This is a genomic window from uncultured Anaerobiospirillum sp. (assembly GCF_902485895.1).
Lineage (GTDB): Bacteria > Pseudomonadota > Gammaproteobacteria > Enterobacterales > Succinivibrionaceae > Anaerobiospirillum > Anaerobiospirillum succiniciproducens.
On the sequence record NZ_CABTML010000040.1, the window covers coordinates 1 to 15,462 of the forward strand.

6 protein-coding genes are annotated in these 15,462 nt (G+C 45.7%); 3 read left to right on the top strand and 3 right to left on the bottom strand.

Annotation, left to right across the window (positions count from 1 at the left end; all coding sequences use genetic code 11):
• Nucleotides 1-402 precede the first annotated feature (402 nt).
• From RDO37_RS03290 to RDO37_RS03300, 3 genes are all read right to left on the bottom strand, one after another.
• Nucleotides 403-4,938: an autotransporter outer membrane beta-barrel domain-containing protein gene (locus RDO37_RS03290; RefSeq protein ID WP_308498094.1), complete on the bottom strand. Its 4,536-nt coding sequence runs from the start codon at nt 4,936-4,938 to the stop codon at nt 403-405.
• A gap of 808 nt (nt 4,939-5,746) precedes the next feature.
• Nucleotides 5,747-10,309: a hypothetical protein gene (locus tag RDO37_RS03295; protein ID WP_308498095.1), complete on the bottom strand. Its 4,563-nt coding sequence runs from the start codon at nt 10,307-10,309 to the stop codon at nt 5,747-5,749.
• Between the two features lie 599 nt (nt 10,310-10,908).
• Complete coding sequence (locus tag RDO37_RS03300) at nt 10,909-11,727, bottom strand: ADP-ribosylglycohydrolase family protein (protein WP_308498096.1); 819 nt, start codon at nt 11,725-11,727, stop codon at nt 10,909-10,911.
• A 427-nt stretch (nt 11,728-12,154) separates the two neighbouring features.
• On the opposite strand from RDO37_RS03300, the gene RDO37_RS03305 reads away from it, so the two are divergent.
• The 3 genes from RDO37_RS03305 (at nt 12,155) to RDO37_RS03315 (ending at nt 15,348) form a co-directional block, all read left to right on the top strand.
• Entirely contained in the window at nt 12,155-13,303 is a 1,149-nt protein-coding gene (locus RDO37_RS03305; protein ID WP_308498097.1) for an ankyrin repeat domain-containing protein, read from the top strand.
• A gap of 275 nt (nt 13,304-13,578) precedes the next feature.
• Nucleotides 13,579-14,646: an ankyrin repeat domain-containing protein gene (locus RDO37_RS03310; protein WP_308498098.1), complete on the top strand. Its 1,068-nt coding sequence runs from the start codon at nt 13,579-13,581 to the stop codon at nt 14,644-14,646.
• A 378-nt stretch (nt 14,647-15,024) separates the two neighbouring features.
• Nucleotides 15,025-15,348, top strand: a complete 324-nt coding sequence (locus RDO37_RS03315; RefSeq protein ID WP_308498099.1) for a hypothetical protein — start codon at nt 15,025-15,027, stop codon at nt 15,346-15,348.
• Nucleotides 15,349-15,462: the final 114 nt, after the last annotated feature.

A 15,462-nucleotide genomic window follows, 5' to 3' on the forward strand; every position in this document is an offset into this window, starting at 1 on the left:
GCCCCCCCCCCTAGCATATTTTTTATACTTATATAACGATAAATAGGCTAATATATACGATTAAACCTATATTTAGAGCGTCAATATCGTACTTGAGAAGAGCTTATTTCAAGCCGAGTATCCTAAAATGCCCCATCTAGTCACAACAAACGTCTATGTAGACATACCACGATCTCTGAGCAAATCAGGGAATAGCAGAGTAGGGAGCCTTTAGCAAAGTCATACAGCTTATCTCATGAGCTAAAACCAAAAAGCGACCACAACTGATGTTCTATCCCTGACATCAGCCATGATCGCTTTGATTAGACAGCGCCCGCTCAATAATCAGAGCGTAATGACACTGTCATCATTTAAATTTAGCGGTTCTTCACCTAGTTCACGCCATTAAGCGCGAAGCAGGAATTAGAACATGTAACGAGCCTGAGCGTTTACACCTAAGCTGTCGGTGTTCTCAGAACCGGTGTAGTTGATACCAAATGAAGTACCAAATGCGCCATACTGAGCACCTAAGCCTAAGGTTAAGCCGTAGGTTACTTCATCTAAAACTTCAGTGTTCAGAGCTACGTTCTCGGTAATACCAGTGAACTTGGTGTTGGACTTAACTTCAGTGTCACCGCCATTGAAGGTAATGGTCAGGTCTGCACTAGGAGCTAATAACCAGCCACCTGCATTTAAGCTCTTAGAGAGGCTTACACCAACTGGTACAGAGAATACGTTCTGTACATCAAAGTCAGTAGTGCCAACAACACCCTTAGCGGAGTGGAGGTCGTAAGACTCAGTATCTAAACGAGTGAAACGAACACCAGCGTGTGGAACTACATCAACCATTGGGGTTGAGAAAGCATACTGACCAGTTAAGCCCATGGTTACAGCGGTGGTATCAGCCTTGCCATTTAAGTTGCCAAAGCTCTCTACACCTGAGTAGCCCTCAACATCGTGAGAGATAACGGTTAAGGAAGCATCACCAACTAAAGCGAAGTTACCAAAGCCCATGGCTGAGTAAATACCGAAGCCATAGTAATCGAACTCATTCTTTAAGCCGCTGCCATTGCCCTTACCATCAGCATCGCCAGAACCGATATTAAATACTGCACCAAAGCGCATGTTGCCATTTACAGTATCAGCACCAAAGGCTACGCCAGCTAAGTCGATGTCAGCACCGTAAGTTGCACCTTCAGCATTGAAGCCATCAGCATCAACGTTCTTGTACATTGGGCTTACCCAAACACCGCCGTTAGCCTGTGAACCGGTTGCAGCGATAGATGAAGCCTCAACGCCTACAGCACCAACACGACCAAACATAGCATCAGCCATAGTGCTTACAGAAGCAACTGCAGCTTGCTGTGCGCCAGCATAGGTAGCAGCGTGAGCAGCAGCATCAGCCTCAACACCAGTCATGGAGTCGGTACCGATAGTAGCAAGCAGCTCAGCACCAACGCCATTGCCAGTTAAGTACTTGTCACCATCAACGCCTAAGAGCTTCTTGAACAGATCGCGAACAGGTGCAGATACGCCAGCCATCTGAGAGTCAATCTTGCCCTCTTCAAGCTTCAGGGTATCGATAGTACCAGTTGAGCCGATAGTACCGTTGATAAGGCCGTTAGATGACTGTACACCTACGGTACCAGTAATTGAAGAGCCTGAGAAGATGGTAATGCCCTTATCGCCAGCGTTGAACTTACCAGAGAGGATTACGGTACCACCCTTGGATGCGTCAACATTTTTGCTGTTAGAATCAAGCTTGATGGCATAACCTTCTTTCTTACCGTTTACAGTTTTGTAGGCAGCATCGGTAACAACTAAAGCAGAGCCCTTACCAAAGGCTACAGCACCGGTAGTTGAGGAGCCAGCGGTTGCTTCTGGATCGATGATGATCTTATCGTTCTGGCCAAGGTCAATGCCCTTGTTGAGTAATAAGGCGTTCTGAACCTCAGAGCCAGAAACAAAGCTGCCATTGCCGTTGAGGTACTGAGAAAGAATGCGCTTTACATCTTCTTCGTTGTCAAAGCCGATAGCTAAGATCGCGTTCTTACCAACAGTTGCCTTACCATTAAGCTTATTGCCCTCAAGCTGACCTAAAACAAGCTTGCTTGCTGGAGCATTGAAGTCTGGGTCAACGAAAAGGGTACCGCTGTTGAGGTTGAGTTTATCAACCAGAACGGTTGCACCTAAACCACCAACCTTATCTTCACCAACCTGGATGAATGAGTGCTCATCAGTACCAGTAAGGGTTGCTACATCTACAGTTGCGCCGCCAGCAAATACAACACCACCAGAGCCTTCTACCTTGATTTCCTTAGCAGTAAGATCGCCAAAGATCTCAGATGAGCCATTGCCACTTGTAGAGCCTGTACCAATAACTAACTTGTTATTAGGCATGTTGACCTTGGAGTTTGCTAAGGTATACATCTCCTTAGTGTAAACATCGCCATTAACGGTCAGCACTGAGTTGCTGGAAACATCAAGCTCACCAATAACATTGGTCTTCTCGCCAATGCTACCTGATACGGTTACATTGCCGGTCTTGGAGTTGTTGTAGGCCTCACCAATCATTACAACACCCTGACCAGCAGCTGCAGAGGTGATTGCACCGATGGTACCTGTGTTCTGTAAGGCTAATACTGAGCCAGCGTCCTTTAAAGCTACACCACCAGCGTTGCCATCCTTATTTACAATGAAGTTGCCATTGCTGCCGTTGGCTGAAGCATTGGTAAGGGTCAGGGAGCCACCAGAAATTGTGGCATTGGCACCGTCGGTAACCTTGATATTACCTACAGTGTAAGAGTTTTCAATTGCGCCAGCAGTTGTAACAGTAGCCTGAGTGTTGTTGTAGTAGCTGCCGCCAAGACCGCTCTCTACATTGCCAATTGCAAGCTCTTTGTCTGCTGCAGCACCGTTAATGCCGAAGCCTTCCCATGTGCCCTCGAAGCCTGAAGCATCTTTCTTGAGATCCTTGAACTGCTCCATGGACATGGAGGACATGCCAGTGAAGATGATCTTGGACTTGTTATCGCCAGTTACGGAGTCAGCTAAGAGACCATTCTGGAAAGTAACTAAATCACCAGTGTCAGAAAGCTTAACGACCTTGGTGCCATCTAAGACTAAGCTTGAGTAGCCAGTCATGGCTACAGTGCCAGCCTTCAGGTCTACAGTTGCTTTAGAGGCATCGAGCTTAGCTTCTGAAAGGTTGATCTTACCGTTTGTTTCGGTGGTAGCTAACTTGCCTGATACGGTTAATGAGGCATTGGTGATTGAAAGGCCAACATTGCTGTCAGAACCTTTCTTAACGATGAGGTCCTTGCCAGACTCCAGGGTGTAATTACCCTCAGTAATAGAGAGCTTACCTGCTGTAGCGTCTGTACCAATGGTCAGAGCACCTGAAATAGTGCCATTGCCCATGGTGTCGAGGATAAGGTGGTTCTTGAGGCTAAAAGCCTTGTCAGCTGATGACTTAAAGGTTACGTTCTCAGCCTTTAAGGTGCCAGTACCGATGCCTAGATCAAGATCGCTTGAATCAGTGCCATCTTTACCTAAGGTAAGGTTCTTAGCTTCTACAGAAAGGCCTGCTGCATTATCAATCTTCTGAGAGATTGCAAGGTTATCGGCCTTGATTTTGCCTGAGGTGTCAACCTTAACAACGTTCTGAGCTGCAGTGCCTGCAAACTTAATCTGCTCTGTATTGGCAAGGTCTAAAGTCTCAGTGAGATTTGTGAGGCTTAAGGTACCGCCAGAGAGGGTTACCTTGCCCTGCTCAGAAGCGAACAGACCTGTAGTGCCTTTCTTAATGTTGGCAGCATCAAGCTCGAGAATACCGTCGCCTGAAACAGTCAGAGCAGTGTGGTTTTCGAGCTTGGAGTTGATGACGGTAGTGCCTGAAACGGTTGTAGTGCCCCCTGAGGTTTTGTTACCTAAAACTAAGGTACCAGTGCCTTTGGTGGTGAATTTTTCAAGGGTAATCTCAGCAGCTTCGTGCTTAGTAGCATCGCCAGAGTGACCGCCAGCCCAATCGCCGTCGATAAATAAGTGCTTGCCATCTGCAATTGAAGCGACACCATCTTTAATTTCGGTCTTCTTGCTATAAATTGCACCATCGCCAATAGCATTGAGAACAGTGCCGTTAGAGATAACTAATTTTGCTGTTGCATCGCTGCCACGGAAAAATGCAGTGCTATAGCCATCTGCGTGCATGGTGCCGTTAAAGTTAATGGTTGAGCCATTCAAAGTTGCAGATTTGGTGGCAGCAATGCTGGACTTGTCCATCAGATTTACAGTTGAATTCTCAACTGTTAAAGCACTACCTGAGTCTTGATTATCATGCACAGCAAAAATATTGGCGTAGTAGGCCCAATCTTTCTTGCCTGGAGCATTTGTAGCATTGTAATCAACAGCACCTTGGATAGTAATGTTTGAGCCTGCCTTAATATCAACGGTATTGAAGAGCATTGAGCCCTTGGTTAATTCAATGGAACCGTTGTTTACAGTTAGAGTGCCCTTATCGCCGCCAGCGTCAGTGCCCTTGGCATAACCAAATATCTGAGTATTGGTCTTATCAGTGTTGGTTAACTTTAAGGTAGCGCCTTCCTTAACAGTTAAGCCCTCAAGAGCAAAATGCTTAAGAGCAGCACCAGTGATGTTAAGAACGGTGTTTGCGCCAGTGACAATGGACTCACCTGATGCGTAGTTCCACTCGGAGTTAGGTAAAGTTGAGGCGTTGAAGTCCTGTGAGCTCTTTATAGTCTCGGCTGCATTCGTTGCATCATTAGCTTTACCAAAATCGGCTGAATCCCACTTGCCGTCTCCAGTGGCTGCATTAGCAGAGCCTACAGACAGGGCGGCGGCAGCTGCGGTAGCAGCAAGGATCATCTTGAGGTTGGCGTTCTTGAAAATAGCGCGGTATTGAGCCATTAAGAACTTAATGGCATTGTTGGTTTGCTTCATGTGAAAAGCTTATAACCTGATATATACGGTATATTTGTTTTAAAGCTCACATTAAAGAATAGGCGGGATAATGCATGGATTTGGCTTTGTAAAGCCTTTGGGGCAGTGAGCTTACTTATATGGTTTCTCTAATGCATTGAGAGCATATGTATCTTGAAATTCGGCTTGATTGTACACTAATTCTTAGCAAATAACATAATTTATATGCATTTACATAATCGCCAACCAAGAAAGGCCTCAGACACAACATACTTACCTTGCTTGCTGCACGGTATTGATAAAATCAGTTTGTAGCTTCGATTATGAAGGAAAAGCTGCATGCATGAGAACAGTTACTAAGGAGATAGGTCGCTATACCTTGTAGTCTGAAATTCCTGGGTTAAGCAGATCTTGCTTGTATGTGTAGAGGGTAATAGTGATCTAAAGGAGTTCACATTATCGAACCAAGCATGTACTGTCCCCATACAAGCAGCACAAGGAGTTGCTCCTTGTTTGAAGGTAGTAAGTTTAGAGAGGTAGGTCGATCTCTAAGAAGACATTTTAAGTATTGGAAAGAAGTGACAATCGATTTGGTGTCCAATAGTACATCAGACACATCGTGAGACCTGAGCTCTATTCATTTTGGTCTTGGCAAGATCGCTTCGTCATAGCAAAACGAAAAAAGCGACCACAACTGATGCTCTATCCCTGACATCAGCCATGATCGCTTTGATTAGACAGCGTCCGCTCAATAATATGAGCGGGCGCTGCCATAACTTTAATATAGTGGTTCTTAACCTAGTTCACGCCATTAAGCGGAAAGCAGGGATTAGAACATGTAACGAGCCTGAGCATTTACGCCTAAGCTGTCGGTGTTTGAAGAACCGGTGTAGTTGATACCGAAGGAGGTACCGAATGCACCGTACTGAGCACCTAAGCCTAAGGTTAAGCCGTAAGTGACTTCGTCGAGAACCTCAGTGTTAGTTGCAACAGACATTGGCTTGGAGCTATTGAACTGAGTATTGGACTTAGCATCGGTATCACCGGTGTTGAAAGCAATAGTCAGGTCTGCGCTTGGAGCTAATGACCAACCACCAGCTACGAAAGCCTTAGATAAGGTTACGCCAACAGGTACTGAGAATACGTTCTGAACGTCAAAGTCGGTAGTAGCGAGAACGCCATCAGCAGAAGTTAAGTCGTAGCTGTCAGTGTTGAGGCGGATGAAACGTGCACCTAAGTGTGGGGTTACATCAACCATTGGGGTGGATACAGTGTACTGACCAGTTACACCCATGGTTACTGCAGTGGTGTCTGCCTTGCCCTTGAGACCAAAGCCCTCAACATCGTGAGAGATTACGGTCATGGATGCATCACCAACTAAAGCAAAGTTACCAAAGCCCATAGCTGAGTAAATGCCGAAGCCGTAGTAATCAAACTCGTCCTTCAGACCATTACCCTGGCCCTTACCCTCAGCATCACCAGAACCGATGTTGAATACAGCACCAAAACGCATGTTGCCGTTTACAGTGTCGGTACCAAAAGCAACGCCGGCTAAGTCCACGTCAGAACCGTAAGAAACACCCTCAGCATTGAAGCCATCGGAGTCTACGGACTTGTACATTGGGGTTAACCATACACCGCCATTAGCCTGTGAACCAGTTGCGGAGATAGAGGCAGCCTCTACACCAACAGCGCCAACACGACCAAACATAGCGTCAGCCATGGTGGTTACTGCAGCAACGGCAGCTTGCTGAGCACCAGCGTAGGTTGCAGCATGAGCAGCAGCGTCAACCTCAGCACCAGTTAATGAGGTACCAGCAACAGTGTAAACAAAGTCAGCACCTAAGCCCTGAGCACCCTTGTACTCACCACGGATGGTGTTCTTGAGTAACTCTGCTACTGGAGCTGAAACGCCAGTGAATGCATCCTTAAGAACATCCTCGTCTACGTTGAGGTCAACCTTGCCCTTGTTGGTGCCGTTAATCTCACCCTTTAACAGGCCATTAGCACTCTGAACAGCGATTGTACCTGTTACAGTATTAACGTTGCTGAAGATCTGCAGCGCATTATCCTGACCGTCGAAGTTACCGCTTAAGATAACCTTGCCACCGGAACTTGAAACTGTACCAGAGGAACCAAAGGCGATTGCTGAGCCTGTCTTGGTGCCATCGGCCTCTACTTTGTAGACATTGTCAGTAACGATTAAGCCAGTGCCAGCGGCAAGATCAAGCTGGTTATTAGAACCAGAAGTTGTCTTGGTTGCAGTTGGATTGATAACGATCCACTTGTTATTATCAACTGTTACTTTCTTGTTCAGAACTAAAGCGTTTGAAAGCTCGAGCTTAGCTGCATCAGGAGTCTCAGTAAATGAACCATTTGCATCTAAGAACTGACCAAGAACTGCATTAAGCTCAGCTTCTGAGTTGAAGCCAATACCTAAAGCTGCGTTCTTACCAACGATAGCAGAGCCTTGTAAGGTACCTGCATCCTGCTCATTAGCAGGAGTTGAGGTGCCTGAGAGGCTGTTAGCGATTACTAAAGCGGCTTTCTGACCATACTGAGGATCAACGAATAAGGTACCGGAACCAAGCAGCTGATCTACGATCACAGTTGCTGAGCCATTTACATCAGCAGCATCGTCACCAACCTGAACAACACCGGCAGTGTTAGATAAGGTTAGAGTTTCTAAATCAAGAACAGCATCGCCTGCGATCATCGCACCTTGAGTGCCAGCAATTGCTAATGACTTAGCAGTTACGTCACCTAAGATCTCAGATACTGCAGCAGTGCCAGAAATAGAAATATCCTGGCCAGCTGCTGAGATAGAAGAAGCTGCATCAACGCTTAAGATGTCAGCTGTAATAGAGCCTGAACCAGCTGCTGCGGTGATATTTAAGGATGAACCACCCTCTAAAGATAAAGAGTCGGTAGCTACCTTACCAGCTACGTTAAGCTTGCTATTAAATACATCAACAGACTTAACTGAAGCAGTGCCACCAATTTCCTTAGCGGTTACGGTGCCAGTACCTAAAGAGCTATGGCCAATAGAAACTGCACCAGACTTAGCTTGTGAGCCGTTGATTGCACCAATAGCACCATCACCAGCTAAGACTAAGCTTGAGCCGCTGCCAAGAGAAGCATCAGCAGCTTCGCCGCCGCTCTTAACAATAAAGTCGCCCTTTGAGCCGGTCAGCATCACGGTTGTGTCATTATCTATAGCTGCTTTAGAGTCAGCTGCATCAGTCAGCTTAATCTGTCCTGCGGTGAAATTCTGATTAACTTCGCCATTCTTGCCAACTGTAACAGCTACATCATTGTAGATGCCGTCAACGCCTGGCTTAATCTCGCCAATAGCAACATCATCTTTTGGCTTATCAGTGATAGTTGCGCCTTCAAACTTGATGAAGCCAGCAAGACCATTGCTCTTATCCATTGCAGTCTTGATAGACTCAATATTAGCTAGAGATAGCTGGCCAGTGTACTTAAGCTGAAGAACAGAAGTTGAATCAGTAGTTACAGCGCCCTGTACGTACTTAGACTTATTATCGCCTTGGCCGTCTGTAAGAGAAGCGCTGCCACCAGCAATCTTAAAGACGTCGTTGCCATCTAAAACTAAGGTAGAGCCACCAGTTAAAGCAACAGTTGCCTCTGCAAGGTTGAGCACGCCCTCTGATGCGTTAACCAGAGCATTGTTTTTAATAGCTAAAGTGCCGTCTGTCTGAGTTGTGGTAAGGGCACCAGCAATATTAACCTCAGTGCCCTCACCGTCCACAACGGCTGCGCCAGAGGTAAGCTTAAGATCCTGTAAATTCCAAACGCCGTTATTAACATTAAGTTTAGGTGAGCTGCTATCAGCTGAAGCTAAGGTGATGTTTGCAGCTACATTACCGCCAGCACCAGAAAGGTTCAGAATGCCGTTTACGGTTAAGTCTTTTGTTTCGCCATTAGGAGTAACAGTTAAGCCCTTAGCAACCTCGACTGTTGAACCACTCTTGATCGCAAAAGCGCCAGCCTTACCTGCAACTAAGGAGTCAGCCTTGATTGCAGTTGCACCAGAGTATGAGGCAGCTCCGATGGTTACCTTCTTTGCGGTTAAAGAAGTATCTACATCAGTAAATGCTGCCTTATTAGGGTTGATTTCGCCGTTGGAATTTAAGAAACCAGAAGTAACAAGATCAGCATCGCCTTCAACTACGAGGTTTAAAGTCTCTGCGGCACCTGCATTTACGCCGGCAGCGGTTAACTTACCCTTAAGAAGCTCAGTAAATGCCTTTTCACCAACAGTTAAAGTACGCTTTGCACCAGTAGGAATAGCAACTGCAACAGTACCAGCATTAGCTAAGGTACCGTCAGCAAAAGATGCGTTTCCGTCAAGATTGAGGGTGCCGCCATTTGCAACTGTTACCTTACCGCCAGTTACGTTAATGTCGGCTACTGGTGCATTTGAATGATAGTTGCCACCAATACCCATAGTGCCGCTAACGTTGATCTCACCACCATTCATGTTCAGAGTGGTTGCAACGATGTCGCCAGACTTGCCTTGAGCAACACTGAGCTTACCATTTGAAATGGTTAAGGTACCGCCATTCTTAGAGTCACCGGCACGTAGCAGAGCGCCAGCGTCTTTACCTGAGGCAGCAACGCCTGCAGCACTGGTACCTTCAAAAGTAATCGTACCGCCATTAATAGCTACATTCTGACCATAGAGATGTGAAGCAGCCTTCAGATTAACCTGAGCATCGCCAGCAACAGTTAAATCACCAGCCTCTGCGTATACTGCTGCATACTTCAGGTAGGCATTGTTACCAACAGTGTTTTTACCAGTTGAACCACCGATATTAACGGTACCACCGTTAATATTGACATCCTTCATCATGGCAAAGGAGCTGGTTACATCAAGCTTACCGTCTTTGTTGATAGTTAAAGAGGCGGTAGGCACAGCTGTATTCACACCTGCTGTTTCCTTAGCAACACCAACTAAGCCAGCAATTTCAGCCTTAGCAGTGTCAGATCCAGACAGAGTAATGCTTCCGCCAGAATTTACAACTAGATCATTGCCAGTGTATATGTGACCCTTTGCTGAATCACCAGTATATGAAAGAGAAAGCTTACCGCCATTTTCAACAGTAATTGGCTTGTTAGCAGGTGCGCTTAAAACAACCCAGTTAGATGCATTATGAGTTAAATTATCTCCTGAGCCAATTGTTGAGTCTTTCAGCTCAGTCTCAAACTTGCCTAATGGCTCTAAACCGCTATCACCAGCTTTTGCCTGGGCATGGCCTGCAGCTAATGCTGCTGCAACCATGGCAGCTACCATGGCGATGTTGGCGTTCTTGAAGATAGCACGGTATTGGGCCATTAAGAACTTAATGGCATTGTTAGTTTGCTTCATGTTTAAAGCTAATAACCTAAGAGGTTGGAAGTCTTTGTGCTAAATCAGCCTGCAAAAAGAGATGTGAAGCATGCTTTAGACGGCGGTTGCGTCTTGGCAGGTGATTTAATATGTATTACTTAGACCCTTTAAAATCTAACAAAGCGTTAGATAAACATGCTGTTGATTAAACCCATCCCACAAACTTACCATGCCTTAGTGCAATCACGCATATAGCACTAGGCATTTGCATAAACAAGCTTAGGCTGAAACTTAAGCTAGTTATAGAGCGGAGAGCAGGGAGAGGGGTTTAAGAATCGCCGATTGTCGGCTAAGCATGCGGAGGCTTGAATAGGGGATTAAGCATACAAGCTTATTTAGAATATAAGCTATAAGAGGTAATACAGCGGTAATGTACAGCTAACAAAGAAGTTTAGCAAGTATTTTTACACTTTTTGCGCATCTCTTTATGAGTTAGGGCTGTCAGCCTTTTTTGTGATCTAGACATAACACATCATTGCGGCTGCAATCGAGCGGCTTTCGCACCGTGCCTTAAAACTAAAAAGGGAGACCACAGGCCTCCCTCATATCTAAGAATTCGATTAAGCTACAGCTGTCTATTAGCCCTTAGAGTACTTGCTCTCGAAAGCGTTGAGTACTTCTACGTACTCTGGTCTTAAGAACTCTAAAGCCTTGGTACAAATCTCCTCTGGGATACCAAACATGGCCTCAGCAATAGAGCCAGCGATACATGCGATGGTGTCAGAGTCACCGCCGATGCTTACAGCATTACGTATTGCATCTTCAAAGTCAGTAGCCTGCAGAGCGCAGATAATGGCCTGTGGTACAGAGCCCTGGCAGGTACCGCCATTCTCCTTACCATCTAAACCTTCCCATGAGTAGCGTGGACGAATCTCATCAACAGTTAAGCTCAGATCGTAACCAAACTTCTCAGTAATAGCCTGAGCAATCTCCTCAGGCTTCTTGCCCATACGAGCAAGGAAGATAGCCAGAGCAGTAGCCTGAGCGCCCTTAACGCCTTCTGGGTGATTGTGAGTGCATGCTGCAGATTCCTTAGCGCACTCTAAGAGCTTGTCTTCTTCACCCTCGTTAAATACCCAACCTACAGGGCCAACGCGCATAGCAGAGCCGTTACCGCAGCTGTTGTATGGCTCAATCTTGCCAGTTACTTCAACTTCACGTAACCAGTGGGCAAACATAGTGCCGTAACCGCCTAATGGACGTGGGTTTTCGTTAGCGTAACGAACATAGAACTTGCCTGGCTCGCCACCCTTTAATAACCAATCTGCAGTAGCAAGGGTCATGATGGAATCATCGGTGATAGCACCACGAACTGCGAGCAGTTCAAAATCCTTGGTCTTAATATTGTCAAACTCATAAATACTGCCAGCGACATCGCCGATGATTGAACCTAACATCCCATCCTCCAGAAACTTATGTAAGTGCTAGCCAAAGCTATGCTTGAGCTAAATCATGATGGCGCATTATGTCATAGGGATGTAAGCTGAAATGCCAACTACCGCTCAATCTTGAGATCGCTATCGATAAAAATTTGCATAATATTGCATTTTTGTGACGTCCTACGCTAATTAGCACTTGCCACTCAAGACAAAATCAAGCCCAATCTATTCACACTGCAGCCATCGCCCGCTCATTTCTGCACGTTTCACGACACGTGCTATGCAGTCAATCTCTAAAGCTGCATCTTCAGCTAACTATTCATCACGCAAACTACCAAGTCCGTAAAAATAGGGAGTAGGGCAGCATCATAAAACCACGTATCAGCATCGACACCTTACACCCAATGCCTTAACATAGCTGTATACCAATTAATCGAGGTGTACTATGGCCAAAGCAAAGCGTAAAACTCTTCCGAGCAATTTCGATCAACTAGCTCAACAATGCACTTTTGAAGAGCTGAAGGCCATACTTGATGAGTGCGAACTAGATGCTAGGGATATCACCTCTTACAACGAAACAGCCTTGCATTGTTCTATCAGTGAAGAACTGGCTCGTTACCTGATTGCTAAAGGGCTCAACGTCAATGTCCAAGATCTACACGGATGCACCCCTCTGTATTGGCACAGCATGCTAGACTCACCACTTGTGCCTGTACTTCTTGAGCTCGGTGCAGATGTTAATATCGCTACTGTTGAGGGGACTACTCCACTCTTTACTGCTCTGGCAAATGCTCGATTCAATTCAGTAAAGTTGCTACTTGAGCATGGAGCAGATATCAACTGTAAGAATAAACTGCAGCTTAACGCCTTAGAACATGGCTTATCCATGATAATGATAGAACACATACCTGAGATGTTGCAGTGTGCTAAGCTCATGCGAAACGCTGGCGCTAAAGTCACTAAGCATATGCAGAATAGCGTTGAGTATATTTGCAAAAATTTCGAGCACGCTCGTCCACAGTTTAACCCCGATCTACTTGAGTTGTATGTTAAGTCTGTAAACGAGTTCTATGCGCTTTTTGGTGTCAATCCTATCAGGAAACTCATTCCTCACAAAGGTAGAAAAAAGATAACCATCACTGGTGACAGCAAGCAAGAGCAGTTTAGCAACCTATGGTTCTATCTTGTGCCGCCATGTGGACCGGCCAAAACCCACCAAGGTGAGGTTATTCGTATTGCAGGCACCATATATTCTGAGTTCCACTATAACGGCGGTGCCTATTGGGATGATGAGTTTACCTTTATGCTCAAGGATTTAATCAGATACCTAGAATCAGGTCGTTGTGTTCCTAGCACTATCCCATATCTAGTTGCCAAAGATATCGCGCAAAAGATCCTTGATCGCCAAGTATGTGATGACGAAACTTTCGAGCGCCTCTGCCGAATTGCTCTAGGCTGGGTTGAAGATAATCCAGATCCAATTCCGGTGAAAAAACCTCGCACAGGTGCTAATTCACAAGCTCAATCCCAAAGTCATAGCAATCTTGCAACAATACCTGTAACTCTTCCGCCGCCTTTTATTAAAAACTCTTAAATTCACCAAACTGCAATGGAAATGGCTCATATACGGGGAAATGCACAGCACAACTGTGAGCCTATATTTATAAAACATATCCACAAGGATTACTACGTACTCTTCATAATAAACGCTTAACCACAAACAACTCAGCCGTAAGTTCAATAAACACTGACAAGCACCTCTAAATCTAGGCAGAGAAGAAGGTTGTATTGCAATGATTACAAGATAGCATCGACAGCCCATATTCAAATGCCTTAACATAGCTGTATACCAACTAATCGAGGTGTACTATGGCCAAAGCAAAGCGTAAGACTCTTCCTACAAACTTCACTGAGCTCCTTGAGAACGGTAGCTTTGAGGAGCAAAAGGCTGTCTTTGACAGCTGTGCTCTCGATGCCTATGAGCGTGGCTATAGCCACGATACTGCTTTGCATCAGTACGCCATAAAAGAAGAGCTAACCCGTTATCTAGTCGCTGAGGGCCTCAACATCAATACCCAAAATGCCTATGGCCGTACACCGCTCTATACTCATAGCACCGTAGGCGCACCCCTCGTAGCGGTATTACTTGAGCTTGGTGCTGACGTAAACCTCGCAAATAATGATGGCTGTACACCGCTTTTTACCGCGCTAGCCAATGCCCGTGTCGATACAGTCAAACTCCTTCTTGAGCATGGCGCAGATATCAAGCACAAGAACCAAGCTAAGCAAAACGCCCTTGAGTACGGCCTGTCACTCACCTCAAATGCATCCATACCTGACATGCTGCAATGCGCTAAGCTTATGCTAGACGCCGGCTTAAAAGTCACCAAGAATATGCAAAAGAGTGTGAAGGCCATTGGTGATAACTTCGAGCGCTATCGTGAGGCCTTCAACAAAGACCTTCTAGCCACCACTGATGCAGCCCTCACCGAACTCTATAAGCTCTTTGATGTAGAGCCTGCAGCTAAGCACATCACTCACGACGGCACGCAGAGCATCACCATCACCGGCAATACCAAGCAAGAGCAGTTTAATAACCTGTGGGACTTACTGGTGCCTCCTCAAGGCCTAGCCAAGACCGTCCAAGGTGAGGTCATCCGTATTGCAGGTCGTGTACGATCCGAGTTCTATCGCAATGGAGGCACAAATTGGGATAGGGAGTATAGGTCAATGTTCAACGCCCTTATCAAGCACTTAGGCACCCATAATGCCCTTAGCGATGATGACTTAGCTCGCGCCAAAGAGATCGCTCACGCCATCAATGGTAAAGGCGATTTTGACGAGAGCATTCTTGACGAGCTCGCACAGCTCGCACTTACCTGGGTAAGTCTCAATCTCGATCCAATCGCACTAAAAACACCTGCATATAAGCGCTAACACATTCGCTCTAACTTAGATATATACCCAAGAGACAACACTTTGTGAGAGTATAAGAATACCGTGATATGTTTTGCGCCTTTTTAAGGCATGCTATGTCTCACAGCCTCCTTTACAAAGAAAGGTCTCCGAATGCGTAAAAAAAGCAAACTAACTTAGTCTGTTAAGGACGGCATCGTTCAACGTCGTCTTCAGGGAAAGACCCTAGCAGAAATCGGACGAGAGGTCGGTATTGGCACAAGCACTGTTCAATATGTAGTTGATACATAGAGAGGTGATATCAAATCCGAAAAGCCTGATTTCCCTGCAGCCTTTTCAGATTTAGAAGAAGCAATTTGCATTGCTGTAGCTTGTAAAACAGCAGGTTTTGACAGTAGCGTGACTGATTTTTATTGCAAGAAGTTCAATTGCAGTGTTGATGAACTCAAGAGCCTCTGCACATGGTTCTCTGTTAATGGTGACATTTTGCACAAGCAGCTTGAGACACGTCTTGCTTTCAGTAATCAGCAGTTATCAAAGGCTAACAGAGCTATACAAACTTACAAAGGTGAGTTGGACACGCTTAACAAGCTAAATGCCGATTTAAAGCGTAAGAACAAGCAGGCAGAAGCTGCGGTTTCACTATTAAAAAAAGTCTTAGCGGGTGTCTTGGAAAGGCAACAACACTTGAAGTTGAACCAGGCACCCGCAAAATCATCGTAGACTCAATTGTTGAAGCTTGCGACTGCAAGTTGAGCGTTAAGCAAAGATGTAGTCTTGTTGGCATAAGCAACACACTCTTCTACAAATGGAAGCACAATATGACAGAATAACTGC

Coding starts and splice junctions, on each gene's coding strand:
- RDO37_RS03290 (WP_308498094.1), bottom strand. CDS start 4,938: ATGAAGCAAACCAACAATGCCATTAAGTTCTTAATGGCTCAATACCGC.
- RDO37_RS03295 (WP_308498095.1), bottom strand. CDS start 10,309: ATGAAGCAAACTAACAATGCCATTAAGTTCTTAATGGCCCAATACCGT.
- RDO37_RS03300 (WP_308498096.1), bottom strand. CDS start 11,727: ATGTTAGGTTCAATCATCGGCGATGTCGCTGGCAGTATTTATGAGTTT.
- RDO37_RS03305 (WP_308498097.1), top strand. CDS start 12,155: ATGGCCAAAGCAAAGCGTAAAACTCTTCCGAGCAATTTCGATCAACTA.
- RDO37_RS03310 (WP_308498098.1), top strand. CDS start 13,579: ATGGCCAAAGCAAAGCGTAAGACTCTTCCTACAAACTTCACTGAGCTC.